General features: G+C 74.5%; 23 protein-coding genes. 11 read left to right on the top strand and 12 right to left on the bottom strand.

Annotation, left to right across the window (positions count from 1 at the left end; genetic code table 11):
* Positions 1 to 16: 16 nt before the first annotated feature.
* Complete coding sequence (locus tag FXF50_RS20335) at positions 17 to 2,170, bottom strand: ATP-dependent DNA helicase UvrD2 (protein ID WP_148430197.1); 2,154 nt, start codon at positions 2,168 to 2,170, stop codon at positions 17 to 19.
* Positions 2,171 to 2,260: 90 nt separating this feature from the next.
* Between FXF50_RS20335 and FXF50_RS20330 the strand changes: the two genes are divergently transcribed.
* On the top strand, positions 2,261 to 2,503 hold the full coding sequence (locus tag FXF50_RS20330; RefSeq protein WP_091318416.1) for a mycoredoxin: 243 nt from the start codon (positions 2,261 to 2,263) through the stop codon (positions 2,501 to 2,503).
* Between the two features lie 59 nt (positions 2,504 to 2,562).
* Here the strand turns inward: FXF50_RS20330 and FXF50_RS20325 are convergent, their stop codons facing one another.
* Positions 2,563 to 3,828 carry an MFS transporter gene (locus FXF50_RS20325; RefSeq protein ID WP_148430195.1) on the bottom strand — a complete coding sequence of 422 codons (1,266 nt, stop codon included), beginning with the start codon at positions 3,826 to 3,828 and terminating at the stop codon, positions 2,563 to 2,565.
* A 206-nt stretch (positions 3,829 to 4,034) separates the two neighbouring features.
* Between FXF50_RS20325 and FXF50_RS20320 the strand changes: the two genes are divergently transcribed.
* The 3 genes from FXF50_RS20320 to FXF50_RS20310 all read left to right on the top strand — a co-directional run bounded on the left by FXF50_RS20320 (position 4,035) and on the right by FXF50_RS20310 (position 5,795).
* Positions 4,035 to 5,015 carry a helix-turn-helix transcriptional regulator gene (locus FXF50_RS20320; RefSeq protein WP_148430192.1) on the top strand — a complete coding sequence of 327 codons (981 nt, stop codon included), beginning with the start codon at positions 4,035 to 4,037 and terminating at the stop codon, positions 5,013 to 5,015.
* Positions 5,016 to 5,085: 70 nt separating this feature from the next.
* Positions 5,086 to 5,316, top strand: a complete 231-nt coding sequence (locus FXF50_RS20315; RefSeq protein WP_148430190.1) for a DUF397 domain-containing protein — start codon at positions 5,086 to 5,088, stop codon at positions 5,314 to 5,316.
* A gap of 209 nt (positions 5,317 to 5,525) precedes the next feature.
* Entirely contained in the window at positions 5,526 to 5,795 is a 270-nt protein-coding gene (locus FXF50_RS20310; protein ID WP_091318406.1) for a hypothetical protein, read from the top strand.
* 176 nt (positions 5,796 to 5,971) lie between these two features.
* On the opposite strand, the gene nudC is transcribed toward FXF50_RS20310, so the two are convergent.
* Genes nudC through FXF50_RS20295 form a run of 3 tightly spaced genes read right to left on the bottom strand, consistent with a single transcriptional unit; the run spans position 5,972 to position 9,560 of the window.
* On the bottom strand, positions 5,972 to 6,919 hold the full coding sequence (gene nudC / locus FXF50_RS20305; protein ID WP_148430188.1) for an NAD(+) diphosphatase: 948 nt from the start codon (positions 6,917 to 6,919) through the stop codon (positions 5,972 to 5,974).
* Positions 6,916 to 8,253, bottom strand: a complete 1,338-nt coding sequence (locus FXF50_RS20300; RefSeq protein ID WP_148430186.1) for a pitrilysin family protein — start codon at positions 8,251 to 8,253, stop codon at positions 6,916 to 6,918. The genes nudC and FXF50_RS20300 overlap by 4 nt, the downstream gene beginning before the upstream one ends.
* On the bottom strand, positions 8,250 to 9,560 hold the full coding sequence (locus FXF50_RS20295; RefSeq protein WP_148430183.1) for a pitrilysin family protein: 1,311 nt from the start codon (positions 9,558 to 9,560) through the stop codon (positions 8,250 to 8,252). Before FXF50_RS20295 ends, FXF50_RS20300 begins: the two co-directional genes overlap by 4 nt.
* Positions 9,561 to 9,789: 229 nt before the next feature.
* Between FXF50_RS20295 and FXF50_RS20290 the strand changes: the two genes are divergently transcribed.
* The 4 genes from FXF50_RS20290 to FXF50_RS20275 are packed head-to-tail and all read left to right on the top strand — an operon-like array spanning position 9,790 to position 12,952.
* Positions 9,790 to 10,854 (top strand): ABC transporter substrate-binding protein, encoded by a 1,065-nt coding sequence (locus FXF50_RS20290; RefSeq protein WP_148430181.1) that lies wholly within the window; start codon positions 9,790 to 9,792, stop codon positions 10,852 to 10,854.
* Positions 10,851 to 11,630: an ABC transporter ATP-binding protein gene (locus tag FXF50_RS20285; protein WP_148430179.1), complete on the top strand. Its 780-nt coding sequence runs from the start codon at positions 10,851 to 10,853 to the stop codon at positions 11,628 to 11,630. The genes FXF50_RS20290 and FXF50_RS20285 overlap by 4 nt, the downstream gene beginning before the upstream one ends.
* Positions 11,620 to 12,504 carry an ABC transporter permease gene (locus FXF50_RS20280; protein WP_148430177.1) on the top strand — a complete coding sequence of 295 codons (885 nt, stop codon included), beginning with the start codon at positions 11,620 to 11,622 and terminating at the stop codon, positions 12,502 to 12,504. Before FXF50_RS20285 ends, FXF50_RS20280 begins: the two co-directional genes overlap by 11 nt.
* Before the next feature lie 4 nt (positions 12,505 to 12,508).
* On the top strand, positions 12,509 to 12,952 hold the full coding sequence (locus tag FXF50_RS20275) for an Rrf2 family transcriptional regulator (RefSeq protein WP_148430175.1): 444 nt from the start codon (positions 12,509 to 12,511) through the stop codon (positions 12,950 to 12,952).
* Positions 12,953 to 13,073: 121 nt separating this feature from the next.
* Here FXF50_RS20275 and FXF50_RS20270 read toward each other — a convergent pair whose 3' ends face one another.
* The 6 genes from FXF50_RS20270 to FXF50_RS20245 form a co-directional block, all read right to left on the bottom strand.
* Positions 13,074 to 14,336, bottom strand: a complete 1,263-nt coding sequence (locus tag FXF50_RS20270; RefSeq protein ID WP_148430173.1) for a DEAD/DEAH box helicase — start codon at positions 14,334 to 14,336, stop codon at positions 13,074 to 13,076.
* Between the two features lie 211 nt (positions 14,337 to 14,547).
* Positions 14,548 to 14,751, bottom strand: coding sequence for a cold-shock protein (locus FXF50_RS20265; RefSeq protein WP_013288421.1), 204 nt, complete (start codon positions 14,749 to 14,751; stop codon positions 14,548 to 14,550).
* Between the two features lie 201 nt (positions 14,752 to 14,952).
* Entirely contained in the window at positions 14,953 to 18,456 is a 3,504-nt protein-coding gene (locus tag FXF50_RS20260; RefSeq protein ID WP_148430171.1) for an ATP-dependent helicase, read from the bottom strand.
* On the bottom strand, positions 18,453 to 21,944 hold the full coding sequence (locus FXF50_RS20255; RefSeq protein WP_148430170.1) for an ATP-dependent DNA helicase: 3,492 nt from the start codon (positions 21,942 to 21,944) through the stop codon (positions 18,453 to 18,455). Before FXF50_RS20255 ends, FXF50_RS20260 begins: the two co-directional genes overlap by 4 nt.
* Positions 21,945 to 21,992: 48 nt before the next feature.
* Positions 21,993 to 22,538: a TIGR00730 family Rossman fold protein gene (locus FXF50_RS20250; RefSeq protein ID WP_148430167.1), complete on the bottom strand. Its 546-nt coding sequence runs from the start codon at positions 22,536 to 22,538 to the stop codon at positions 21,993 to 21,995.
* Positions 22,539 to 22,540: 2 nt separating this feature from the next.
* On the bottom strand, positions 22,541 to 23,407 hold the full coding sequence (locus tag FXF50_RS20245; protein ID WP_148430165.1) for a TIGR00730 family Rossman fold protein: 867 nt from the start codon (positions 23,405 to 23,407) through the stop codon (positions 22,541 to 22,543).
* A 157-nt stretch (positions 23,408 to 23,564) separates the two neighbouring features.
* Between FXF50_RS20245 and FXF50_RS29385 the strand changes: the two genes are divergently transcribed.
* Positions 23,565 to 23,726, top strand: coding sequence for a hypothetical protein (locus tag FXF50_RS29385; RefSeq protein WP_187399743.1), 162 nt, complete (start codon positions 23,565 to 23,567; stop codon positions 23,724 to 23,726).
* Between the two features lie 58 nt (positions 23,727 to 23,784).
* Here the strand turns inward: FXF50_RS29385 and dapE are convergent, their stop codons facing one another.
* Positions 23,785 to 24,858 carry a succinyl-diaminopimelate desuccinylase gene (gene dapE, locus FXF50_RS20240; RefSeq protein ID WP_148430163.1) on the bottom strand — a complete coding sequence of 358 codons (1,074 nt, stop codon included), beginning with the start codon at positions 24,856 to 24,858 and terminating at the stop codon, positions 23,785 to 23,787.
* 24 nt (positions 24,859 to 24,882) lie between these two features.
* Between dapE and dapD the strand changes: the two genes are divergently transcribed.
* Together dapD and FXF50_RS20230 are read left to right on the top strand one after the other, a co-directional pair.
* Complete coding sequence (dapD, locus tag FXF50_RS20235; RefSeq protein WP_148430161.1) at positions 24,883 to 25,842, top strand: 2,3,4,5-tetrahydropyridine-2,6-dicarboxylate N-succinyltransferase; 960 nt, start codon at positions 24,883 to 24,885, stop codon at positions 25,840 to 25,842.
* Positions 25,843 to 25,997: 155 nt separating this feature from the next.
* Complete coding sequence (locus tag FXF50_RS20230; RefSeq protein ID WP_148430159.1) at positions 25,998 to 26,564, top strand: sugar O-acetyltransferase; 567 nt, start codon at positions 25,998 to 26,000, stop codon at positions 26,562 to 26,564.
* Positions 26,565 to 26,637: the final 73 nt, after the last annotated feature.

Here is a 26,637-nt window from a genome sequence, read left to right as displayed (position 1 = left end):
GGCAAACGATTTACGGCTAGATTTCGAAACTTTTCTGCGGGCAGACTTCGTCCACCCCCGCACCGGCCACCAGGGCCAGCACCGTGTCGCCGTAAAGCCCCAGTTTGCGGGGGCCGATCCCGGCGATCGCGATGAGTTCCTCGGTGCGTCCCGGCTTCCGCTCGGCCAGTGCCGTGAGCGTGGCGTCGGTGAAGACGACGTACGCCGGCACCTTCTGCGCGCCGGCCACCCGCTGCCGCCACTCGTGCAGCCGCTCGTACAGCTCCTCGTCCAGATCGGACGGACAGGTCGGGCAGCGGCCCAGCTTCCGGTCCGCCCCGGCGAGCAGGGTGGCGCCGCAGATCCGGCAGGAGACCACCTGGGCGCGCCGCCGCTCGGTGCGCCGGGCCACCCCCGCGCCGGCCCGCTCGCCGCCGCCGGAGCGGTCCAGCTGCGGCAGGAACCGGGACGGCCGCCGGGCCCGGCCACCGGGTGAGCGGGCCGCCGCGTACGACAGCCAGAGCCACTCCCGCGCCCGGGTGATCCCGACGTAGAGCAGGCGGCGTTCCTCCTCGACCTGGTCGGGGGTCTTCGCGTACGTGGTGGGCAGGGTGCCCTCGGCCAGGCCAACGAGGAAGACGGCGTCCCACTCCAGGCCCTTGGCCGAGTGCAGCGAGGCCAGCGTCACCCCCTCCACGGTGGGCACGTGCTGCTGGGCGGCCCGCCGGGCCAGTTCCTCGGTGAAGTCGCCGAGGGTGACCGAGCGCTCGATCGCGACGGCCTCGCCGATCGGCACCACCTCGGGCGTCGCCGCGTACTCCTCGGCGAGCTGGACCAGGGCGGCGAGCGCCTCCCAGCGCTCGCGCGCGGCCCCGCCGGCCGGGGGCGCGTCGGGCGCCCAGCCGACCGCGGCGAGCCCCTCCACGACGGCGGCCGGCAGCGGGGTCTCCCCCGGGATGGACCGGGTGGCGGCGCGCAGCGCGATCATCGCCTGGCGCACCTCGGGGCGCTCGAAGAAGCGCTCCGCCCCCTGCACCACGTACGGGACCGCGGCCTCGGTGAGCGCCTTCTCGTACGCCTCGGACTGCGCGTTGGTGCGGAACAGCACCGCGATCTCGCGGGCCGGGGTGCCGCCGTCGATCAGCGCCCGGCAGCGGGCGGCGACCGCGTTGGCCTCGGCCGGCTCGTCGGTGAAGATCCGCAGCTCCGGTTCCGGGCCGGGTGGGCGCTGGCCGTGCAGCTCCAGCCGGAGCCGCGCCTCGGCGCCCCGGGCCTGGGAGATCACCGCGTTGGCCAGCCCGACCACCTGCGGGGTGGAGCGGTAGTCGCGGACCAGCCGGACCACCGTGGCGCCCCGGTAGCGGCGCGGGAAGTCGACCAGGTAGGAGGAGGTCGCCCCGGTGAACGAGTAGATGGTCTGGCTGGCGTCGCCCACCACGGTGAGGTCGTCCCGGCCGCCGAGCCAGGCGTCCAGCAGCCGCTGCTGGAGCGGGTTGACGTCCTGGTACTCGTCGACCACGAGGTGCCGGTACTGCCCGCGGACCTGCTCGGCCACGTCGGCGTGCTCCTCGATCCCCCAGACGGCGGCGCGCAGCATGTCCTCGAAGTCGATCACCCCGTTGCCGCGCTTGAGCCGCTCGTACGCGGCGAAGACGTCGGCCACCTTGGCCGGCTCGTACGGGGTCTCGCGCAGCGCCTTGGCCGCGGCCACCACGTACTCACCGGGCTCGACCAGCGACGACTTGGCCCACTCGATCTCGCCGGCCAGGTCGCGGGCGGCGGCCCGGTCGGCCCGCAGGCCCACCTTGGCCGCGGCCAGGGTGACCACGCGGACCTTGCTGTCCAGCAGCTCGGGCATGGCCCGCCCCTCCAGCAGCCGGGGCGCGAAGTAGCGGACCTGGCGCAGCGCGGCGGCATGGAAGGTGCGCGCCTGCACACCTGGCACCCCGAGGACGGCGAGACGGCTTCGCATCTCGGCGGCGGCCCGGGCCGTGAACGTGACCGCCAGCACGTGCCGGGCGGAGATGTCGCCGGTGAGCGCGCGGTGGGCGATCCGGGAGGTCACCGCCCGGGTCTTGCCGGTCCCGGCGCCGGCCAGGATGCAGACCGGACCGGCCGGGGCGGTCACCGCGGACCGCTGCTCCGGGTCGAGGCCGGCCAGCACCCGTTCCGCCGCTGAGTGAACCACCACAGCCAGGAATCATTCCAGCCTCCGCCGATGTTGCAGCGGTTAGCCTGGCCTGATCGGACCGGGCGCGAGTCACCCTTGGAGGACCTGACCATGTTGACGATGTATTCCACCCCGTGGTGCGGCTACTGCCACCGGCTGAAGTCGCAGCTCGACCGGGAGGGCATCGCGTACGAGGTGGTCGACATCGAGCAGGACACGAAGGCCGCGGAGTTCGTGATGAGCGTCAACGGCGGCAACCAGACCGTCCCGACGCTGCGGTTCGATGACGGAAGCGCCCTGACCAACCCCTCGATCACCCAGGTCAAGCAGCACCTGGCCAGCCTTCCCGGCTGACCCACCCGCACCCTGCGAAGAGCGGCCACCCCGATCCGGGGTCGGCCGCTCGTCGCGTCTCATGGCGTTCGGCGGCGGCGGGTCGCGGCGAGCATCTCGTGGTCGAGCGGGCGGCGCGGGGCCGGGACGTGGACCAGGACGGGCCGGGGCGCGGTGAGCCGGCGGCCGCGCCAGAGGTAGAGGCCGGCGGCCGTGGTGGTCACCCCGACCAGGACGAAGAGCAGGCGGTAGTCGACGACGCCGACGAGCAGCGCGCCGGCACCGATGGAGACCGCCTGCGGGCCGCTCACCACCGCCTCCGCGGCGGCGGCGACCCGGCCCAGCAGCCCCGGCGGGGTCCGCCGCTGGATCAGCGTGTTCAACCCGACCATGGTCAGCGGCAGGGAGACCCCGGCCAGCAGCAGCGCCACCACACCGAGCCAGAGCCGGGGGTACGCGAGCGCCAGCGCGGCCGGCCCGAAGAAGCTCACCCCGGCGGCGAGCGCGCCCACCTCACCGGCCCGGCGCACCACGGCGGCCGAGACGAGCCCGCCGACCAGCCCGCCGACCCCCTGCACGGTGACGAGCACGCCGACGAAGGCGGCGTCCCGGCCCAGCCCCAGGTCGACGTACGCGAAGATCAGCGACTCGGTGAAGCCCATCATGAGCGAGCCCAGCCCGTACCCGAGCAGGGCCCGGCGCAGCGCGGGGTCGCCGGCCAGGTGCCGCAGCCCGGCGCCCAGCCCGGCCGGCCAGCGGCGCGCGGACCGGGCCGGCGTGGTCTCGGTGACCCGGAGCAGGCCGACCACCGCCGCGGCGGTGAGGAAGCCGGTCATGGCCAGGGTGACCAGCAGCCAGCCGCCGACCGCGGCGTAGAGCCCGGCGCCGGCCAGCGGGCCGACCAGCCGCAGTCCCTGCCGGACGGTCTGGAGCACCCCGTTGGCGTCGGCCAGCAGCTCACTCGGCACCAGGTGCCGGATCAGCCCGCTGAGCACCGCGCTCAACGTGATGTACGACAAGCCGTAGAGCCCCGCCACCACGTAGATCACCCAGACGTCGGCACGGTCGTGGACCGCGAAGAGCGGGCAGAGCAGCACGGCCGTGCCGAGGTTGGCGGCCACGAAGAAGGGCCGGCGGCGGCAGCGGTCGACCACCCAGCCGACCAGCGGCGCGAGCGCCATCGGCGCGATGATGGCGAAGATGGTGGCCCCGGCCATGCCGTCCGAGCCGGTCAGGTCCTTGACCCAGACGGCCAGGGCCAGCAGCAGGATCGACTCGGCCGCCATGCTGGCCAGCAGCGCGACGAAGAGCAGGCGGAAGTCGGGGCGGCGCAGGACGGTGCGCATCGGGTTCCCTCCGGCGGGCGTGCGCCATGGGGCGCGTCGGGGGCGGGCGCGCCGGTGAAGGCACCCCTCCACGGTCCTCTTTTTGTCGCGTGACACGCCCCCGCCGGAACCTCCGGCACCGGTCGCGCCGTCCATACTGACCGTGGGGGGCGAATTTCATACAGTTACCGTCGCGTCCTGCGACGGTCGACGGGAAAGAGGACACCGTGCCTCCTGCCGCACCAGGTCCGATCCTGCGCCGTCGCAGGCTCGGCACCGAGCTGCGCCGGCTGCGCGAGCAGGCCGGCCTGACCGGCGACCAGGTCATCGAGCGGATCGGCTGGGCCTCCGCCTCCAAGCTGTCCCGCCTGGAGAACGGCCGCAGCCGCCCCGACCCGGACGACGTCGGCGTCCTGCTCACCCTCTACGGCGCGGAGGGCGAGCTGCGCGAGGAGCTGCTGGGGATCACCCAGGAGGCCGGCGACATGCGCGGCTGGCTGCGCAACTTCCCCGTGATGACTCCGCAGCAGCGCGGCTTCGCCGAACTGGAGGCGGGGTGCGCGGAGATCTCCGAGTACAACCCGGTGCTGGTGCCGGGGCTGTTGCAGACCCCCGGGTACGCCCGGCACCGGATCATGTCCGCGGCCCGGGTGGCCGAGCAGGCCGGCGACCAGGAGACCGAGGACCCGGAGACCGAGGTACGCGCGCGGCAGGCCCGCCAGTCGCTGTTGACCCGCTCCCCCGACGCGCCCCGCTACACGGCGGTGCTGGAGGAGGCGGCGCTCGGCCGTCGGGCCGGCCCGCCCGAGGTGCTGCACGAGCAGATCGTCCACCTCTGCGAGCTGGCCATGCTGCCGAACGTGACGTTGCACCTGCTGCTGCGGGACACCCGGGTGGGCGACTGGTACCTGCCACCCACCGCCTTCTCGGTCTACCGGTTCGCCGATCCGCTCGATCCGGAGACGCTGGCCATCGAAGGTGGGTTCACCGACGTCATGTCGACCGAGGCAAACACCCTAAATCGCTATAAAGTGGTGTTCGAGTGGCTATGCTCGGCGGCGCTCTCCGCATCGGACACCCTCTCCTGGCTGATCGAGGCGACGGGACGGCTGACCGGCACGGCAGCCGAGTCCACAGTGGCGTTCGGGCCGGCAACGGCGCCGACCCAGCGCCGCCGCGACTCGGGGCGCCTGACGACGGACCGGTGATCCACGGACACCCGTGCGGCCCGCGGCGTCACTCGTCCCCATCGGAGCACTCCAGACCAGGAGCAGAACCATGAACGAGATCCGCAACAGCTCGTCCGAGCAGCTCGCCGGCCTCACCTGGCGCAAGAGCACCCGCAGCCAGACCTCGAACTGTGTGGAGATGGCGCCGCTGCACACCGGGCCGGCGGCGGTCGCGCTGCGGGACAGCAAGGACCCGCGCGGGCCGGTGCTGCTGTTCAACCGGGCCGGCTGGCTCGGCTTCATCGCCGGCGCGAAGAACGGCCAGTTCGACCTGAACTGATCCGGCGAGGTCGCGGGGCCGCCGGTGTGGCACCGGCGGCCCCTTGCGTGTCCACCCCCGACAACCGTGCCGAGCTGGGGTCACCCGATCGGTCGAGGGCGCGGACAATAGGTGGGTTTCACTTGCTGTGACCACGCGCGGGCGTAACATGACGCAAGAGTGACGTGGAAGTTGCAGAGCGCATCCGTCCGTCCGTACCGGGGGACACCATGCGGTTCCTGATCGTCCGCACCGAGATCCGTGCCGCCGCCGACACCGACATCGCCGCCGCCTGGGCCGGCGGGGGCCGGCTGCGGGACGAGACCAGCGCGCCGGAACCGCGCCGCCAGGTCGTCCACGCCGAGGACCGCGACGCGGCCCTGCTGCTCGCCCGGGCGCTGTCCAGCGTGGGCGCCGTCCGGGCCGGCCGGCACCGGGTCAAGGTGCTGCCGATCTCGGACCTCGACCCGGCCCACCCGTATCACCGGGATGGCGGCTGACCCGCCACTGACGTCCGTCGTGACCGGACCGGCTCCCCCGCCGCGTTCCATGCCTCAGCCGGCCACGACGGCCCGTGTTCCCGGCCCGAGACCGCCGCGGCAACGACGGTCCCGGGCCGGGGCCGCATTTGGCCCGCGGACCTCCCGGGACCGCGTCCGGCCCGTAGTTCCGCTGGTCAGCAGTGGCCGTCCAGCCAGCGGTGGACGAGGAACAGTGCGATCGACGACGGTGGTGGGAGGAGCAGGCGGTCGCCGCCCTCCACGCGGACCGGCTCGTCGGCCAGCGCCGCGCCGATCTCCCGCCGGGTGAACCAGCGGGCGTGGGCGATCTCGGCCGGATCCACCCGGATCGGCGCGTCGGCGTCGGCGCGGGCCAGGAAGCCGAGCATCAGCGAACCGGGGAACGGCCAGGACTGGCTGCCCGCGTACCCGATCTCCTCGACCGCGACGCCGACCTCCTCGCGGACCTCGCGCAGCACGGCGGCCTCGGCCGACTCCCCCGGCTCGACGTAACCGGCCAGGCAGGAGTAGCGGCGCAGCCCCGGGGTGCTCGGCCAGGTGGCATTGTTGCCCAGCAGGCAGCGCCCGTCCGGGCCGTCGACGCCGTCGTGCACCAGCACGATCATGGCCGGATCGGTACGCGGCCAGATCCGGCCGCCGCCCGGGTCGACCCGGGACCAGCCGGCCTCGTCCACCTCGGTCGGATGCCCGGTGGACGAGGAGTAGCCGTGCCGGGTGTGCCAGTTCGTCAGCGCCAGCGCCGTGGTGAAGATCCCGGCGTCCCGGTCGGTCAGCAGGTGGCCGACCTCGCGCAGGTTGACCCGGCGGGTGCCGGCCAGCTCGGGCAACGGCGAGTCCACCGCGAAGACCGGCACGCCGTCCGGCTCGATGCCGAGGAACATCGGCACCGACCGGGGCACCTCGGGCAGCTCGCCGGGGCCGACCAGCACCAGCTCCGGCGGGGCCGCCGCGCCGCGGACCAGGGCGCGGCCCTCGTCGGCCGAGTCCAGCACCAGCACCCGGGCCTGCTCCCACGCCTCGGCGAGCCAGCCCGGGTCGGTCCGCCGGTGCGCCGCCCGGTCGAGCGTGGACCGGGCCAGCGGTGGGGCGGGCTCGCCGGTCATGTGGACTCCGTGCGGACCGGAGTGAGCGTGGCGAGACTGTCGGCCACCTTCTCGGCGTCGCCGAGCACCACGGTGACCGCCTGCGCGGGCGCGAGGTAGCGGGCCGCCGCCGCGGTCACGTCGTCCACGGTCGCCGCGGCCAGCCGGGCGGCGTGCTCGGCGAGGAAGTCCAGGCGCAGCCCGTTGCCGGCGTACGCGCTGGTCAGCGAGGCCAGCCCGGCCTGGGTGGACATGCCGAGCTGGAGGGTGCCGAGGGCGTACTGGCGGGCCTGCTCCAGCTCGTCCGGCTTGGGCGGCACGGTGGCCAGCCGGCCCAGCTCGTACAGGGTCTCCAGCAGGGCGGGCGCGGTCACCTCGGTGGCCACCTCGGCGGCGGCGACCAGCACCGACCCGGCCACCGAGTGCTCGACCAGCGAGTGCGGCCCGTACGTGTAGCCCTTGTCCTCCCGGATGTTCTCCACCCAGCGGGAGGAGAAGTAGCCGCCGAAGACCAGGTTGGCCAGTTGCAGCGCCGCGTGGTCGGGGTGGGTCCGGGGCACCGCCGGCAGCGCGATCCGCAGCGAGGACTGCACCGAGCCGGGCCGGTCGACAAGCAGCAGCGGGCCGGGCTCCAGCGGCGGCGCGGGCGGCAGCTCGGCCGGCTGCCCGTCGCCCTGCCAGCCGGAGAGCGCCCGCTCTGCCGCGTCCAGCGCCCGCTCCGGCTGCATGTCGCCGACCAGCACCAGCACCGCGCCGGCCGGGTGCACCCGCTCGGCGTGCAGGCGGCGCAGCACCGGCGGCTTCACGGCGCGCACCTGCTCGGGCTCGGGGGTCTGCACCGCGTACGGGTGCCGGCCGTAGATCCGCTTGAGCAGCGCGGTCCGGGCCAGGTGGGCGGGCTGGCTCTGGGCCACCTGGATGCGGTCGACCAGCCGGTCCCGTTCGGTCTCCACCCAGTCGGCCGGGTAGGTGGCACCGGTGAGCACGTCGGCGAGCAGCTCCAGCATCCGGTCCAGGCCGGTGACCAGGCCCGCCCCGGAAAGCATCAGCCGGTCCGGGTCGACGCCGGCGGAGAGCCCGCCGCCGACCTTCTGGAGCTCCGCCGCGAGCTGGGTCGCGGTGTGCGTCTCCGTGCCGGAGAGCAGGGTCTGCGCCAGCATCCCGCCACGGGCCAGGTGGGTACGCCCGAACGGCATCCAGAGCCGCAGCTCGACCAGCGGGATCGCGCTGCGGCGTACCGCGATCACGGTGAGCCCGTTGCCGAGCGTGCGCTCGGCCTGCGGGGGCAGCTTGAGCCTGCGGTTGGGCCCGAGCGCCGGCAGCGGCCGGACACCGGTCTCCACGGTTGCCGTCATCGGGCTCCTCCGGCGATTACCTCGATGGACGCGCGGCGCTCCGGCCGCAGGGTGGCGGCGGCGGCGCGGACCTGCTCGTCGGTCACCTCGCCGACCAGCCGGGGCAGCTCGTTGAGCAGGCCCGGCTCGCCGCGCTGCTGTTCCAGCACGGCCATCCGCAGCGCCCGGCCGAGCACCGCGTCGGTGTCCCGCAGCAGGTGGGTGGCCATCCGGGCCTGGGTACGGGCCAGCTCCCCCTCGGTCAGCCCGTCGGTGGCCAGCCGGTCCAGTTCCTCGTCGACGGTGCGCAGCACCTTGTCCACGTCGCCGCCGGGCGGCAGGTGGGCCTGGAGCAGCAGCGCGGTGGGGTCCCGCACGTCGAACGGGTCGCCCATGAAGCCGAGGTAGCCGCCCAGGCTGGTGACCGAGCGGTCCCGCTGGACCAGCCGCTCGACGAGCCGGGAGGCGTCGCCGTCGGTGAGCACCTCGGCCAGCACCACGTACGGGAGGTAGCCGGCGAAGTCGGTCACCGGGTCGGGCACCCGCCAGGCGCCGGCCACCGCCGGCAGCGGGGCCAGCTGGTCGGTGTACGAGGTGCGCCGCTCGGCGGTGAGGTCGGGTTCGGCGAAGTCGGGGCGCTCCGGGGCGGGGCGGGCCGGCACGTCGCCGAAGTGCCGCTCGATGAGCGCGGTCGCCTCGGCCACGTCGACGTCCCCGCTGACCGCGAGGACGGCGTTGCCGCTGGCGTAGTAGCGGCGGAAGAAGTCGGCCGCGTCGCCGACGGTGGCGGACTCCAGGTCGTCGAAGGAGCCGTAGCCGTCGTGCGCGTTGGGGAACGTGTCGAACATGACCGGCGGCAGGGTGAGCCAGGGGAACCCGCCGTACGGCCGGTTGAGCACGTTGACCCGGATCTCCTCCTTGACCACGTCGACCTGGTTGCGCAGGTTCTCCTCGGTGAGCCGGGGGCCGCGCATCCGGTCGGCCTCGAGGAAGAGCGCCCGCTCCAGCGCGTTGCTGGGCAGGGTCTCGTAGTAGTCGGTGTAGTCCAGGTGGGTGGAGCCGTTGAAGGTGCCGCCGGCGCCCTGGACGTGCCGGAAGTGGGCCAGCTTCTCCAGGTTCTCCGAGCCCTGGAACATCAGGTGCTCGAAGAGGTGGGCGAAGCCGGTGCGCCCCTCCGGTTCGGAGCGGATGCCGACGTCGTAGACCACCGCCACCCCGATGACCGGGGCGCTGCGGTCGGGGGTGAGCACCACCCGCAGGCCGTTGTCGAGGGTGAACCGCTCGACCGGGTATTTCGTCGCTGGAATTCTCGCTCTCCGCGTCGGCACGTGATCGACCCTACTGCGTCCGCACGGCCCGCACCCGTGGTGTGCGCGGGCCCACCGGACGGCGGTGTGGAGCGGGGGCCGACCGGCGCTCCCATCTCCACCGAACAGGTGGGAATTGCCGAGAATCCCGAGGTCGCGCGTCCCGGATTCTGGATGGGTCTTGACGCCGCTCGGCACCTGCCCCAGTCTTCCTACCAACTAAGTAGGAATACTGCGGATTGGATACACGATGAGACGGCTCCCCTTCCGCCGCCTGGTCACCCTGGCCACCCTCGCCGTGGTCGGCGCGGCCACCCTGGGCGCCACCGCGGCCTGCGGCGACGACAGCGACGACGCCGCCGGTGGCTCCGGTCCGGTGACGCTGCGCCTCGGCTACTTCCCGAACATCACCCACGCGCCGGCCGTGGTCGGCGTGGAGAAGGGCATCTTCAAGGAGAAGCTGGGCAGCGACGTCACGCTGGAGACCAAGACCTTCAACGCCGGCCCGGCGGCCATCGAGGCGGTCTTCTCCGGCGCGCTCGACGCCACGTACATCGGTCCGAACCCGACCGTGAACGCCTTCTCGAAGTCCAAGGGCGAGGCGGTCCGGGTCGTCTCCGGCGCCGCGTCCGGCGGCGTGGCCCTCGTGGTGAAGCCCGAGATCACCTCGGTGGAGCAGCTGCGCGGCAAGAAGATCGCCACGCCGCAGCTCGGCAACACCCAGGACGTCGCGCTGCGCTACTGGCTCAAGGAGAAGGGCCTCCAGACCACCAAGGAGGGCGGCGGCGACGTCAAGGTGGTCCCCCAGGAGAACGCGCAGACCGTCGAGACCTTCGCGAGCGGCGCCATCGACGGCGCGTGGGTGCCCGAGCCCTTCGTCTCCCGGCTGGTCAACGCGGGCGGCAAGGTGCTCGTCGACGAGCGCGACCTCTGGCCGGACAAGAAGTTCGTCATCACCAACCTGCTGGTCAGCACCAAGTTCCTCAAGGCGCACCCGGACGTGGTGAAGAAGCTCGTCGAGGGCCAGGTCGCGGCCAACGAGTTCGTCAACAGCAAGCCGGACGAGGCGCAGCAGGCCATCTCCGACCACATCGGCAAGATCACCGGCAAGCCGCTGGACCTCAAGCTGATCAAGCAGGCCTGGCCGACGCTGGAGTTCACCAACGACCCGATCCCGGCCTCGCTGAAGACCGGCCTGGACCACGCCGTCGCCGTCGGGCTGACCCAGCCGGTCGACCTGAACGGCCTCTACGACCTCAAGTACCTCAACGAGGTGCTCAAGGCGCAGGGCAAGGCCGAGGTCATCCAGCCGTGACGTCGACCACGACGACGCCGCGCAGCGCGACCGGCTCGGTCGCGCTGCGCGGTGTGACCAAGGTGTACGGCCAGGGCGAACAGGCCGTCCTGGCCCTGGACGGAGTCTCGCTGGACGTCGCTCCCGGCGAGTTCGTCTGCCTGGTCGGCGCGTCCGGCTGCGGCAAGAGCACGCTGCTCAACCTGGTCGCCGGGCTGGACCGGGTCAGCGGCGGCCGGATCGACCTGGGCGAGGGGGTCAACCCGGGCCTCATGTTCCAGGAGTCGGCGCTCTTCCCGTGGCTCACCGTCGAGGGCAACGTCGAGGTGCCGCTCAAACTGCGCGGGCTGCCCCGCAACGAGCGCAGGGCCCGGGTCGCCGAGTTGCTGCGCACGGTCCACCTGGCCGACTTCGCCCGCAAGCGTCCACACCAGCTCTCCGGCGGCATGCGGCAGCGGGTCGCGCTGGCCCGCACCCTCGCCCTGGACACCCCGGTGCTGCTGATGGACGAGCCGTTCGGCGCGCTCGACGCCATGACCCGGGACATCCTGCACGACGAGCTGGAGCGGATCTGGTCCGAGCGGAAGCTCACCGTGATCTTCGTGACCCACAACGTCCGCGAGGCGGCCCGCCTCGCCGACCGGATCATCCTGCTCTCCAGCCGGCCCGGCCGGATCATCTACTCCACCGAGGTCGACGTGCCGCGACCCCGGCGGATCGACTCGCCGGAGATCGCGGCCATCGCCGCCGAGGTCACCGACCGGCTGCGTACGGAGGTGGGCCGCCATGGCCAGTGACACCCTCGCCGGAGCACCGCGCACCGACGCGGAGATCTCCGGCCTGGACGCCCTGGAGATCGCCGGCCGGGAGAAGGCGCCGTCCCGGGTGCGCCAGGTCTGGTCGGCCACCTGGCCCAAGCTGGCCGCGCTGGCCCTGGCCATCGCCCTGTGGCAGGCCGTCGTCTGGAGCGGCTGGAAGGACCCGTGGGCACTGCCCGGGCCGGTGCCGGTCTTCGCGGACCTCGGCCACTACGCGCTCAGCTCGACGCTCTGGGACGGCCTGGCCACCACCGCGCGCCGGGCCGCCGTCGGCTTCACCGCCGCGGTCGCCGTCGGCCTGCTGCTCGGCCTCGCGGTGGCCCGGGTGAAGGTGCTCCGCGCCGCGATCGGCTCAATGATCACCGCGTTGCAGACCATGCCGTCGATCGCCTGGTTCCCCCTCGCGATCCTGCTCTTCCAACTCAGCGAACAGGCCATCTTCTTCGTGGTGGTGCTCGGCGCGGCGCCGTCCGTCGCCAACGGCGTCATCCACGGCGTGGACTACGTGCCGCCGCTGCTGGTCCGGGCCGGCCGCAACCTCGGCGCCCGGGGGCTCAACCTGTACCGGTACGTGGTCGCGCCGGCCGCGCTGCCGGCCATCGTGGCCGGACTCAAGCAGGGCTGGGCGTTCGCCTGGCGCAGCCTGATGGCCGGCGAGCTGCTGGTGGTCATCGCCAGCCGGACGTCGATCGGCGCGCAGCTGACCTACGCCCGGGAGCTGAGCGACCCCGTCCGGCTGATGGCCATCATGATCGTGATTCTGGTGGTGGGCATCGTGGTGGACGCCGCGTTCGGCGCGGCCGACAAGGCGATCCGCCGCCGCTGGGGCGTGCTGGACCAGGCCGGCAACTGAGGCCGTGTACGTCTCCGCGCGCGCCGACTACGCGCTCCGGGCCATGCTCGCCGTCGCCGACGCCGCCGGGTCCGCCGGCGACGGGGGGTCCGGCGCCGGCGAGCTGGTCAAGGCGGCGAGCCTGGCCGAGCGTCAGGACATCCCGCTCAGCTTCCTCCAGGGCATCCTGCTCGACCTGCGCCGGGCCGGGCTGCTGCACAGCCACCGCGGCAACGAGGGCGGGTACGCGCTCACCCGCCCGGCGGCCGACATCAGCGTCGGTGACGTGCTGCGGGCGGTGGGCGGCGCGCTGACCAGTGTCCGGGGCATGCCCGCCGACCACGCCGGCTACCACGGGGTGGCCGCCGGGCTGCGGGACGTCTGGCTGGCGGTGGACGGCGCGATCGCCCTGGTGGTCGACCGGACCACCCTCGCCGACCTGCTGGCCGACCGCGCCGCGGCGTCCTGACCGCGTCCGACGGCTCGGGCCGCGGGTGCGACGCGGCCCGGACCCGATCGGCTCCGGCCCGGCGGGCCGTGCGGTGTCCCGGCACGCCGGACACCGCCGCTCGCCAGGCCGGAGTGGAGGATCAGCCCCGGCGCCGCGGGCGGCGGGACCGGGACGGCCGCGAGGCCACCGCGGCGTGCGGCGCGGGCGGCGGGGTGAGGGTGACCGGGACGCCGCTGGGCTGGCGGGCGCCGGTGACGCGGGCCAGTTCCTCGTCGCCGGGGCGTACCCGGGCGGTGTGCGGGGTGATGCCGGCGACCGTCATGAGCCGGGAGACGTCCCGGCGCTGCTCCGGCAGGACCAGGGTGACCACGGTGCCGGACTCCCCCGCCCGGGCGGTCCGGCCGCCGCGGTGCAGGTAGTCCTTCGCCTCGGTCGGCGGGTCGGCGTTGACCACCAGGTCCAGCCCGTCCACGTGGATGCCCCGGGCCGCCACGTCGGTGGCCACCAGCGCGGTGACGTGACCGGTGCGGAACTGCTCCAGGATCCGGGTGCGCTGCGGCTGGGTCTTGCCGCCGTGCAGCGCGGCGGCGCGTACCCCCTTGGCGAGCAGTTGGCGCGCGACCCGGTCGGCGCGGTGCTTGGTGGCCATGAACAGGATGGTGCGGCCCTCGCGGGCGGCGATGTGGGCCAGCGCGGCCGGCTTGTCCTCCGCCTCGACGTGCAGCACGTGGTGGGTCATGGCGGTCACGGTGGCGGTGCCCGGGTCGACGGAGTGCGACACGGGGTTGCTCAGGAAGCGGCGGACCAGCCGGTCCACGCCGCCGTCCAGGGTCGCCGAGAACAGCATCCGCTGGCCGTTCGGGTCGACCTGCTCCAGCAGCTTCGTCACCTGCGGCAGGAAGCCCATGTCGGCCATCTGGTCGGCCTCGTCGAGCACCGTGACGGCCACCTGGTCGAGCCGGGCGTCGCGCCGGTCGATCAGGTCGTGCAGCCGGCCCGGGGTGGCCACCAGCACCTCCGCGCCGGCGCGCAGCGCGTCCGCCTGCCGCTGGAGGGAGAGCCCGCCCACCACGGTGGCGCAGCGCAGCCCGAGCGCCCGGGCGTACGGGGTGAGCGCCGCGGTGACCTGCTGGGCCAGCTCGCGGGTGGGCACCAGCACCAGCGCCAGCGGGCGGCCCGGGCGGGCCTTGCGACCGGCCGTGCGGTGCAGCAGCGGCAGCCCGAAGGCCAACGTCTTGCCCGAGCCGGTGCGCCCGCGGCCGAGCACGTCGCGGCCGGCCAGCGAGTCCGGCAGGGTCGCCGCCTGGATGGGGAACGGCTCGGTGATGCCCTGCGCGGCCAGCTCGGTGACCAGCGCGGGGGCCAGGCCGGTGGCGGCGAAGGTGGGAACGGTCATGGTCATGCGAAAAGCCTTCCTCGACGCGGCACGTGTCGAGGAAGGGCGCCGACGAGCGGCGCGTCACCGGCGTCGCCGGTGGTCACAAGCACGAACCGAAAGGTACGGGCCGGCCCGCCGCAGCACGCCACGTCCCGCGGAGCGGGTGGGCGGCGCAGCGGACCGGCCCGTCACCGCGCCCGGGGGGCGCGATGGGTGTTACCGGATGATCCGAAGATCAGAGCGGACGGATGTTCTCCGCCTGCGGGCCCTTCTGGCCCTGGGTCACCTCGAACTCGACCCGCTGGTTCTCGTCCAGGCTCCGGTAGCCGGAGGTCTGGATCGCCGAGAAGTGGGCGAAGACGTCGGCGCCGCCGTCGTCCGGGGTGATGAAGCCGAAGCCCTTGTCAGCGTTGAACCACTTGACGGTGCCAATTGCCATTTGTTTCGTCTCCTTGACGGAACGTTCGGACCCGCACCTGTTGCGGACCGAAGAGGAGCGCACCGCACGTTTGTGCGCGGTGTGCCTGTCGCTGCTGGTCGCCCCGCCCGGAGAACTCCGGACACAACAAAGAGCGCCTGGGGCCACAATCCGCCAGGCGCACACAGAGTCTCTGGAAACCAAAACTGCAACGCGCCTAACCTACCACGATCTCCGCAACGCCGCGCCCTCTGTCGAAAATTCCGGTACCGCGGCGACGAGCGCGGTCAGCCCCGCGGCGTCGAGCAGGTCGGCCGGGCGGACGGTCACCCCGTCCCGGACGTAGTGGAAGGCGGCACCCACCCGGTCGACCGGCACCCCGGCCAGCTCGGCCCAGGCCAGCCGGTAGACGGCGAGCTGCACGGCGGCGGCGTCCGCCTCCCGCCCGGCGGGCCGCCGGCCGGTCTTCCAGTCGACCACGTCGAAGCGGCCACCGGGACGGGCGAAGACGGCGTCCATCCGGCCCCGGACCACCACCCCGGCGATCACTGTGGCGAAGGGCACCTCCACCTCCACCGGCACCCGGTCGGCCCACTCGCTGGCCAGGAAGCGCTCCTGGAGTTCGGTGAGCGCCTCGTCCGGGGCGGCGTCGTCGTCGGCCGCGCCGGGCAGTTCGTCCACGTCGAGCAGCCGGTCGGCGCCGAAGCGCTGCTCCAGCCAGGTGTGGAAGGCGGTGCCCCGCCGGGCGTACGGGTTGGGCTCGGTCGGCATGGGGCGGCGCAGCGTCCGGGCCAGGGCCTCCGGGTCGCGGCGCAGCGCCACCAGCTGGGTCACCGACAGGTGCCCGGGCAGCTCCACCTCGACCGCCTCGGCCCGCCGGGCCAGCTCGGCCCGTTCGGCGAGGAGCAGGTCGGCCTCCCGCCGCCAGCGGGCCACCTCGGCGTCCTCGACGGGCGCCGGCGTGTCGGCGTGCCCGGCCGGTGCCGACATCTCGGCGCCCCCGGCCGGTGCCGGCGTGGCTGCGTCGTCGGCGGATGCCGGGGTGGGCGCCGCGGCGGCCGCCAGCAGGGCCTCCTCGCGGCGGGCGGCCTCGGGGTCGGCCAGGTAGCGGCGGACCAGGGCGGCGGCCTCGGCCAGCGCCGGCCGGCGGGCGCCCAGCGGGTCGGCCGGCCACTCGGCCCGCAGCACCGTCTCGGTGGTCGGGTTGACCGCGTCCCCGGCCGGCTCGGGCGCCCAGGCGTCGACCAGGTGGCCGTCCGCGCCGGCCAGGCAGGCGTCGTGCACCTCGCGGAGGAAGACGGAGGGGCCGCGGAACTTCTTCGTCCCCTCCCCCCACCAGTAGCCGGAGCAGAGCAGCAGCCGGCGGGGCCGGGTCACCGCCACGTACGCCAGCCGGCGCTCCTCCCGCTCGTCGTGCGCCCGCCAGGCGTCGGTGAAGTCCTCCACGGCCCGGGCCACCCCGCGCTGGTCCTCCGCCCCGGACAGGCCCAGCTCGGGCAGCCCGTCCGCGTCGCCGCGCAGCGGGAACGGCAGCACGCCGAGCCCGCCCAGCCAGTGGTCGGAGTTGCGTACCGGCCCCGGCCAGACGCCCCGGGTCAGCCCGGCGACCGACACCACGTCCCACTCCAGTCCCTTGGCGGCGTGGGCGGTGAGAATCTGCACCGCACCTTCCACCACCTCGACCTCGCCCGGGGTGAGGCCGCGCTCCTCGTCCTCGGCGGCGGCCAGGTAGGCGAGGAACCCGGCGAGCGTGGCGCCGGGGGTCTCGCCGCTGAACCGGGCCGCCACGTCGCCGAGCGCGTCCAGGTGGGCGCGGGCCAGGCCGGCGTCACCGGCGCCGTCCCGGCCGGCCCGGACCGCCACCTCCACGTCCAGGCCGATGGTGCGCTCGATGTCCGCGATCAGCTCCGGCAGGGACTGGTCCAGCCGGTAGCGCAGCAGCGCCAGCTCCATCCCGTACGACCGCAGCCGCGCGTACCCCTCCGCCGAGTACGCCTGCGCCGGCCCCAGGTCGGCCAGCGCCTCGACGAGGGTGGCCTCGTCCAGCGCGTCCACGGTGATCTCCGGCCCGTCGTCGCCGGTCACCTCCCGCCGGGCCCGCGCGATGGCCCGGGCCCGCCGGTGCAGGGCGACCAGGTCGCGCGGCCCGATCCGCCAGCGCGCGCCGGTGAGCAGCCGCAGCAGCGCCGCCCCGTCGGTCGGGTCGGCGAGCACCCGCAGCGTGCAGACCACGTCCCGGACCTCGGGGGTGTCCAGCAGCCCGCCCAGCCCGACCACGTCGACCGGCAGCCCGCGGGCGCGCAGCGCCGCCTCGATCGCCGGGATCTGGCTGCGCAGCCGGACCAGCACGGCCGTGGTGGGGCGCCGGTGCGCCGGGATGTGCTCGGGCAGCGAGTCCGGCATCCCGGCCGCGCCCCGCCAGGCGGCCAGCACGCCGTCCGCGATCCAGTCGGCCTCGTCGGCGTACGTCTCCAGCAGCGCGCAGTGCACTGTGCCGGCGGCCCGCCCGCCGGGGCTGCGGTGCGGGATGGGGTCGCGGACGCTGAGCGCGGCGCGCAGCTCGGGCACCCGGGCGCCGGCCGCCCGCAGCGGCACCGACAGCGCGTTGGCGACGCCGAGGATCTCCGGCCGGTTGCGCCAGCTCGTGGTCAGGCCGAGCACCTCGGCGGGGGCGCCGTCGGTGCGGGCGAACTCGGTGGGGAACCGGTCGAGCGTGCCGGCGCTGGCCCCGCGCCAGCCGTAGATGGACTGGCAGGGGTCACCCACCGCGGTGACCGGGTGGCCGCCGCCGAACAGCGCGTTGAGCAGCACCACCTGGGCGTGGCTGGTGTCCTGGTACTCGTCGAGCAGCACCACCCGGAACCGGTCCCGCTCGATCACGCCCACGCCGGGGTGGTCGCGGGCCACCCGGGCGGCCCGGGCCAGCTGGTCGGCGAAGTCCATGGCCTCGAAGTCGTCCTTGCGCCGGGCGTACGCGCGGACCAACGGCAGCAGCTTCAGCCGGGTCCGCTGGAGCTGGAGAGCCTTGCGCACGTCGGCGTAGACCCGGCCGGGGCGGGACTGCACCTCGGCGAAGAACCGGCCCGTCCAGGCGGCCAGCTCGTCCGGGTCGACCAGGTGCTCGTCCAGTTCGCCGGCCAGGGCCAGCACCGCGTCGGTGATGGTGGACGGCATCCGGTCCACCTCGGACATGTCGCCGTCGTAGTTGCGCACCAGCAGGTCGACGAGCTGCCAGCGGGACGCCTCGGTGAGCAGCCGGGTGGTCGGCTCGTAGCCGGCGCGCAGCCCGTGCTCGGTGACGATGCGGCCCGCGTACGAGTGGTAGGTGGAGACCGTCGGCTCGCCCGCCAGAGGGTCCTCGTGCGGGTCCCGGCCCTGCCGGCCGAGCCGGCGGATGAGCTGGTCGAGCCGGGTGCGTACCCGGTGCGCCAGCTCGCCGGCCGCCTTGCGGGTGAAGGTGAGGCCGAGGATCTGCTCGGGGCGGACGTAGGAGTTGGCGACCAGCCAGACCACCCGGGCGGCCATCGTCTCGGTCTTGCCCGAGCCGGCGCCCGCGACCACCAGCAGCGGCTCCACCGGTGCGGCGATGATCGCCGCCTGTTCCCGGGTGGGCGCCGGCAGCCGGAGCAGTTTCGCCAGCTCGACGGGGGTGTAGCGGGGACCGGCGTCGGCGGTCCGGGGCGCCGGGGTGGCGGTGGCGCTGAACAGGGTCGGCTGCGTCGTCATGGGTGCTCCGTGGGCGGCTCGACGACCTGGCGGCCCTGCCCGGAGACGGGGCAGCTCGTCCGCACCGGGCAGACCCGGCACTTCGAGTTGGCGACGGCCGCGAAGGTGGCGGCGGCCATCGTGTCGGCGGTGCGCCGGACCAGCGCGGTGGCCCAGCCGGCCTCCGGGCCCTCCCCGGCGGCCGCCTGCGCCTGCTCCTTGGCGTCCTTCGCGCCGGTGCCGAGCTGCACGAGCGCGGCGCCCCCGGACTCCTCGCCGAACTCGGCGAACGCCCCCGCCTCCACGGCCGCCTGGTAGGCGCCGAGCTGCGGGTGCTCGGCCACCTCCCGCTCGGTGACCGCGGTGGACTTCCCCGTCTTCAGGTCGATGACCACGAGCCGCCCCTCGGCGTCGACCTCCAGCCGGTCGACCCGACCGGTCAGCTCGACCGGCCGCTGCGGGTCGTCGAGGCGGACCGCGAACTCGTGCTCGATGGCGAGCAGCCGCCGCGGGTTGCCGGCCAGCCAGCGCAGCAGCTTGTCCACCATGGCCTCGGCGCGGGCCCGTTCCGGGCCGACCATCCAGCGGGCGGCCATCTCGATGGCGTCGAACCGGGCGGCCACGTACTCCAGCAGGGCGGTCCGGTCGACGCTGGCGTCCTCGGCCAGCATGGCGGCGGCGTGCACCAGGTTGCCGACGCCCTGCGCCGCGCTGGCCGGGGCGCTGCCGCCGTGCCGCTCCAGCAGCCAGCGCAGGCTGCACCGCAGCGCGCTCTCCATGGCCGACGGGGTGACCCGCACCGGCTCGCCCTCGTCGACCAGCGGCCGGTCGTCGGAGAGGCCACGCAGCCCCCACCAGTCGTCCGGGTGCGCGCCGGGCACCCCGGCGGCGGCCAGCCGGGCCAGCTCGGCCGCCGCCGCGCGCCGCCGGGTGACCGGCGCCGCCGGGTCGGTGACCGCGGTACGCAGCTCCGCCACCAGCGCGGACAGGGTGAGCCCGCGCGGCGGCAGGGTGACCGGCAGCGCGCCCGGCGTGCCGTCCTGCGGATCCTCGTCCCCGGCCGGCACCGGCCCGTCCGACGCCGGAACTTCCGGGACCTTCGGGGCCGGGCCGTGGTCCGGAGTGGGCGGCGTGCCGCCTCCGCCGGCGGCGGGCGGGTCGGTGGCGGCCAGCTCGTGCAGGAAGCGGCTGGGCTGCTCCTCGTGGTCGTCGCCGCCGACCGCGGCCGAGGCGACCGCGGTGACCAGCAGCCGGCGCCGGGCCCGGCTGACGGCGACGTGGAACAGTCGGCGCTCCTCGTCCAGCAGCGCCGAGGTCTGCCCGACCAGGCTGGCCCGCAGCCCGGCGCCGTCGGCCCGCCCGGCCAGCAGGTCGACCAGCCGCTCCGAGCCGAGCAGGCTGCCGCGCAGCCGCAGGTCGGGCCAGACGCCCTCCTGCACCCCGGCGACGGCCACCAGGTCCCACTCCAGGCCCTTGGCGGCGTGCGCGGTGAGCAGGCGTACGGCCTCGCCCCGCTCGGCGCTGGCGGCGAGCGTGTCGGCCGGCAGCTCCTGCCCGAGCACGTGGTCGAGGAAGACCTCGGTGCGCGCGCCGGGCAGCCGGTCGGTGAACCGGGCCGCCGCGTCGAAGAGGACCATGACGGCGTCGAGGTCTCGGTCGGCGGCCTCGGCCCGCCAGCGCTGCGCGGTCTCGTGCTCCCCGGTGGCCGCCCGGCCGCGGGTGATCGCCCCGGCCCAGCGCTCGGCGAGGCCGCTCTCCCGCCACACCGCCCAGAGCACGTCCTCGGCGGTCGCGCCGGGGGTGGCGGCGGCCTGCCGGGCGGTGTCCAGCAGGTGCGCCACGGCCTGCGCCGGGGCGGCCCAGCGCCGTTCGACGGTGGCCAGCTCGGCAGGGTCGCGCAGCGCCTCGACGATCAGCTCGCCGGAGGGGCGGCGGTCGCCGCCGGCCAGCGCGAGTGCGCGCAGCCCCTGGCGCAGCCGCCGTTCGGCGAGCGGGTCCGCGCCGCCCAGCGGCGAGTGCAGCAGGGCGACGGCCGACTCCTCGTCGAGCCGGTCGGGGTCGAGCGCGCAGCGGAGCAGGAGCAGCAGCGGGGCCACGCCGGGCTGGAGGTGCAGCGGCAGGTCCTCGCCGTGCACCACGGTCGGCACCCCGGCGGTGTGCAGGGCGCGCCGCAGCGAGGGCAGCTGCCGGCCGGTGGAGCGGACCAGCACCGCCATCCGGGACCAGGGCACGCCGTCGAGCAGGTGCGCCTCGCGCAGGGCGTGGGCCAGCCAGGCGGACTCGCTGGTGGCCGAGCGGAAGGTGCGTACCTCCACGGCGCCGGGCGGGGCGTCGGGGAGTGGCCGCAGCCGCCGGTGCGCCGCCGGACCGCGCAGCCGGCGGGCCAGCCGCGCGGTCGCCGCCAGCAGCTGGGGGCCGGCCCGGTAGGAGGTGGTCAGCGTGACCTGGGCCGCCGGCGCGCCGGAGGCGGTGCGGAACCGGTGCGGGAAGGTGGTGACCCCGGCCGGGTCGGCGCCGCGGAAGGCGTACGTGGAGGAGTCCGGGTCGGCGAACGCGACCAGGGACTTGCCGCCGCCGGCCACGACGGCGAGCAGGTCGAGCTGGGCGGGGTCGGTGTCGGCCAGCTCGTCGACGTAGACGTGGGCCAGCCGTCGGCGCTCGGCGACCAGCAGCTCCGGGTCGTCGAGCAGCATGCCGGTGGCGGCCCGGACCAGCTCGGCCGGGTCGTACGCGATGGAGCCCCGGTTGCTCACGTCGCGCAGGGCGAGGACGGCCACGTACTCGCGGAGGAAGCGGGCGGCGGCCGGCCAGTCGGCGCGGCCCAGCTTCTCCCCCAGCCGGGCCAGCTCGACGGGGCCGACGCCCCGCTCGGCGGCGCGCATGAGCAGGTCGCGGAGCTGCTGGGCGAAGGCCCGGGTGCGCAGCGCCGGGAGCAGGTCCTCCGGCCACCCGACCGGGTCGTCCCCCGGCTCCTCGCCCACCACGTCGAGCAGCTCGCGGATGATCAGATCCTGCTCGGGGCCGGTGAGCAGCCGGGGCGAGGGTTCGCCGCGCTCGGCGGCGGCCCGGCGGAGCAGCCCGAAGGCGTACGCCGGGAAGGTGCGCACCAGCGGCTCGCGGACCACGCGGTGGCCGTCGCCGGCGATCCGCGCCTCGATCCGGTGCCGCAGGTCGGTGGCGCCCCGCCGGCCGAAGGTGAGCACGAGGACGTGCTCCGGGTCGACGCCCTCGGCCACCCGGGCGGCGACCGCCTCGACCAGGGTGCCGGTCTTGCCGGTGCCGGGACCGCCGACGACCAGCATCGGCCCGTCGGTGTGCGCGACGACCTCGGCCTGCACGGGATCCGGCCGGAACGGCGGCGGGTGCGCGGCATCGCCCGCGGACCCCCCGGATCGCGGCTCCGTCTCGGCCGGCCCACCGGACCGACCACCCCCCTGCCCCGCCCCGGCGACCTGGGAGACCCCCGTCCCCACCCCACCGGGCCGGCGCACCAACCGGTACGCCTGCATCCCCGACATCCCACCACGCCGGTACGACACCGGAAAACCCGCCGCCGGTCAGGTCAGGCGGGCGTCCAGGAGGTCGAGGGCTTCCGGGACCGTGTCGGCCACCAGCAGGAGGTCCAGGCCGGCGGGCTTGAGGAAGTGCTGGTCGGCCAGGGTGCGCAGCCAGTCGAGGAGGGGGCGGTAGAAGCCGTCGGCGTCGACCAGCACCATGGGCTTGGCGTGCATGGCCAGGGTGGCGGTCGTCCAGACCTCGAACAGCTCGTCCAGGGTGCCGAGCCCGCCGGGCAGGGCGACGAACGCGTCCGACTTGTCGATCATGAGGGTCTTGCGGCTGGCCATCCCGTCGGTGACCAGCAGCTCGTCGGAGGCCAGGTCGGCGACCTCCAGGTCGACCAGGGCCTGCGGGATGACACCGAGCGTCCGGCCGCCGGCGGCCCGCGCCCCGTCGGCCACCGCGCCCATCATCCCCACGCACCCGCCGCCGCTGACCAGGGTGTGCCCGCGCCGGGCCAGCGCCGCGCCGGTCTCGGTGGCGAGGTCCAGCCAGCGGGCGTCGAGGGTACGCGAGGACGCGCAGAACACGCAGACGTTGGCCATGGTCAGCTCTGCTCCGCCGGCCCTTCGGGGGCGGCCTCGGCGGCGGCCTGCTGGTCGGCGGCCACCCGGGCGACCGCCTCCTCGCGGACCGCCTCCTGCTCGGCGGAGAGCACCGCCTCGGCCTCCACGATGTGCCGGACCGCCTCGTTGACGTCGTCGGTCACGCAGATCAGGTCCAGGTCGGTCGGGCCGATCTTGCCCTCGGCGGCCATGCTGTCGCGCAGCCAGTCGAGCAGGCCCCGCCAGTAGTCGACGCCCATCAGCACCACGGGGAAGCGGGTCACCTTGCCGGTCTGCACCAGGGTGAGCGCCTCGAAGAGCTCGTCCATGGTGCCGAAGCCGCCGGGCAGCACCACGAAGGCCTGGGCGTACTTGACGAACATGGTCTTGCGGGCGAAGAAGTAGCGGAAGTCGATGGCCAGGTCGACCCAGTCGTTGAGGCCCTGCTCGAACGGCAGCTCGATGCCCAGCCCCACGGAGAGCCCGCCCGCCTGGCCGGCGCCCCGGTTGGCCGCCTCCATCACGCCCGGCCCGCCGCCGGTGATCACCGCGTAGCCGGCCCGGGCCAGCGCGCCGCCCAGCTCCTCGGCCAGCCGGCACTCGAAGCTCTCCGGCTTGCTCCGCGCCGAGCCGAAGACGCTGACCGCGGGCGGCAGGTCGGCGAGGGTGTCGAAGCCCTCGACGAACTCGGACAGGATGCGCAACGCCCGCCAGGCGTCCTTGGTCTTCCAGTCGCCGCGGCCCCGGGAGTCGAGCAGCCGCTGGTCGGCGGTGCTGGTGGGGATGGCCCGGTTGCGCAGCGTGACGGCGCCCCGGTGCCGTTCCCCACTCGGCCCGTGGCCGGGCGGCCGTCCGTCGCTCTGGCTCATGGGGCCACCGTAGTGGAGGCGGGGCGGCGCGGTGCGGAGGCGGGCGAGCCGGAGAAATTCTTCGTGATCATGGGCAACTAAATGGCTCGCTCGTACGTCTTACTATTCACATACCGGGTATGCCCCGGGCGACGCGCCTTCGGGGGAGGAGCCAGCGTTGATCAGCAACAGCGAGATGATCCGGATCCGCCGGCAGATGCAGCGGCGGATCCGTGACGTGGTGGCCGAGCGCCGCCGCGCCCGGATGATGGAAGCCCACCACACCGACCTCACCGGCGAGAGCACCGAGACGGACACGCCGCTCAGCACCACCGTCTGACGGTCCGGCCGGCCGATCCGGGGGTCCGCGTCCGCGACGCGGGCCCCCGGTCGTGTCCTCAGGACGAGGCGAGCCAGCGGTGCAGGGTGGCCGCGCCGTCGCGGATCTTGGTCAGCTCGACGTGCTCGTCCTTGTGGTGGGCCAGGTTGGGGTCGCCCGGCCCGAAGTTCAGCGCGGGAATGCCCATGGCCGCGAACCGGGCCACGTCCGTCCAGCCGAACTTGCCGATCGGGGCCGCACCGACCGCGGCCAGGAACTCCTGCGCCGGCGGGTTGTCCAGGCCCGGCGCCGCGCCGGCCGCCGCGTCGGTGACCTCGAGTTCGAACCCGGCGAAGACCTCGCGCAGGTGCGCCTCGGCCGCGGCCGGGTCACGGTCCGGGGCGTACCGGTAGTTGATCTCGATGTCGCAGCGGTCCGGGATCACGTTGCCCGCCACCCCGCCGGTGATCCGCACCGCGTTCAGGCCCTCGCGGTAGTCGCACCCCTCGATGGTCACCCGCCGCGCCTCGTACGAGGTCAGCCGGCGCAGCACCTCGCCGGCGCCGTGGATGGCGTTCACCCCGTGCCAGGACCGGGCCGCGTGGGCCCGCTCGCCGTGCGTGGTGACGATCGCCCGCATGGTGCCCTGGCAGCCCGCCTCGACGATCCCGTACGTCGGCTCCAGCAGCACCGCGAAGTCGGCCTCCAGCCACTCCGGGTGCGCCTGGGAGACCAGGGTGAGGCCGTTGTACCTCGACTCGATCTCCTCGGCCTCGTAGAAGAAGTAGGTGACGTCGTAGCGCGGGTCGGGCAGGGTCACCGCCAGGTGCAGCGCGAAGGCCACGCCGGACTTCATGTCGGAGGTGCCGCAGCCGTACATCAGGTCGCCGCGCATGGTCGACGGGAAGTTGTCATTCAGCGGGACGGTGTCCAGGTGGCCGGCGAGCACCACCCGCTGCGCCCGGCCCAGGTCGGTACGCGCCATGACCGTGTTGGAGTGCCGGTAGGTGGTGAGGTGCGGCACGCCGCGCAGCACCTCCTCGACGCAGTCGGCGATCGCCTTCTCGTTGAGGGAGACGGACTCGATGTCGACCAGCGCGCGGGTCAGCGCCACCGGATCGGCCAAGACCTCGGGGGTCAACGGGTTCTGCATGAGTGGCACGGTACCGTCATTTTCGTGACGACCGCACAGTCTGCCTGGGGCATCGGCCTGGCCACGATCACCGCTGAAGATCAGGTGCTGGACACCTGGTACCCGACCGGCAAGCTGGGGCTCGGCGAGCTGCCGCTGGTCCCCGGCGAGGACCAGGCCGACGTGCTCGACCTGCCGCCCGGCGCGATCGGCGAGCGGGCGCTGCCGGGCCTGCGTACGGTCCAGGTGGTCACCGTGATCGGCTCGCTGGACGACCCGATCAAGGACGCCGCCGACGCGTACCTCCGGTTGCACCTGCTCTCCCACCGCCTGGTGCGGCCCAACGAGCTGAACCTCGACGGCATCTTCGGCAAGCTGGCCAACGTGGCCTGGACCTCGGCCGGGCCGTGCCCGCCGGAGCGGGTCGACGAGCTGCGGGTCATCGAGCGGGCCGCCGGCCGCCACCTGAGCGTCCACGGGGTCGACAAGTTCCCCCGGATGACCGACTACGTGGTCCCCGCCGGCGTGCGGATCGCCGACGCGGACCGGGTCCGGCTCGGCGCGCACCTGGCCTCCGGCACCACGGTGATGCACGAGGGCTTCTGCAACTTCAACGCCGGCACGCTGGGCACCTCGATGGTCGAGGGGCGGATCGTGCAGGGCGTGGTGGTCGGCGACGGCTCGGACATCGGCGCCGGCGCGTCGATCATGGGCACCCTCTCCGGCGGCGGCACCGAGAAGGTCCGCATCGGCGAGCGGAGCCTGGTCGGCGCGAACGCCGGCATCGGCATCTCGCTCGGCGACGACTGCGTGGTCGAGGCCGGCTGCTACGTCACCGCGGGCTCGAAGATCACCCTGCCGGACGGCCGGGTGGTCAAGGCCCGGGAGCTGTCCGGGGTGGACGGCCTGCTGTTCTGGCGCAACTCGGTGACCGGCGCGCTGGAGGCCAAGCCGCGCACCGGCCGGGGCATCGAACTGAACGCGGCGCTGCACGCCAACGACTGACCGGCGGCGCGGAGCGGGCCGGGGCGTCGCGGCCCGGCCCGCCCGCCGTTCGAGCCGGACCTCGGGCGGCGAGGGCATACCGCGTATGCGGCCGGAAGTCGCCGATCCGACGGAACCGGTACCGCATCGACCGCCGCGGCCGGCATCATCCCCGGGTGACCGCCATGAAGGACCGCATGCTCGCCGGCGAGCTCTACATCGCCGACGACCCCGAGATCATCGCCGACCTGGACCGGGCCGCGCGGCTCAACGAGCGCTTCAACCGCAGCTCCGCCGACGACCCCGAGGGGCGCCTCGCCGCCCTGCGCGAACTGCTCGGCGCGGTCGGCGAGGACACCTGGGTCCGGCCACCGTTCCACTGCGACTACGGCTACCAGACCCACCTCGGCCCGCGCTGCTTCGTCAACTTCAACGCGGTGTTCCTGGACGTCGCCCGGATCACCATCGGCGCCGACGTCCAGATCGGACCGAACGTGCAGTTGCTCACCGCCACCCACCCGGTCGAGCCGGCGGCCCGGCGGGACAAGTGGGAGGCGGCCCAGCCCATCACCATCGGCGACAACGTCTGGCTGGGCGGCGGGGTCATCGTGCTGGCCGGCGTGACCATCGGGGAGAACACCGTGGTCGGCGCGGGCGCCGTGGTGACCCGCGACCTACCCCCAAATGTGGTGGCCCTGGGTAACCCCGCCCGTCCGGTCCGGAACCTCGAACAGGCCACCTGAGCTGCTGAAACGGCCCCTCGGCCGGAGTGCGGATTCCGCACGGAGGGTGCACTCTGGGTAGTGACCGGTTCAC

This window comes from Micromonospora sp. AP08, from assembly GCF_008085935.1.
Taxonomy (GTDB): domain Bacteria; phylum Actinomycetota; class Actinomycetes; order Mycobacteriales; family Micromonosporaceae; genus Micromonospora; species Micromonospora chersina.
This window is presented reverse-complemented; position numbering and strand designations above follow the sequence as displayed.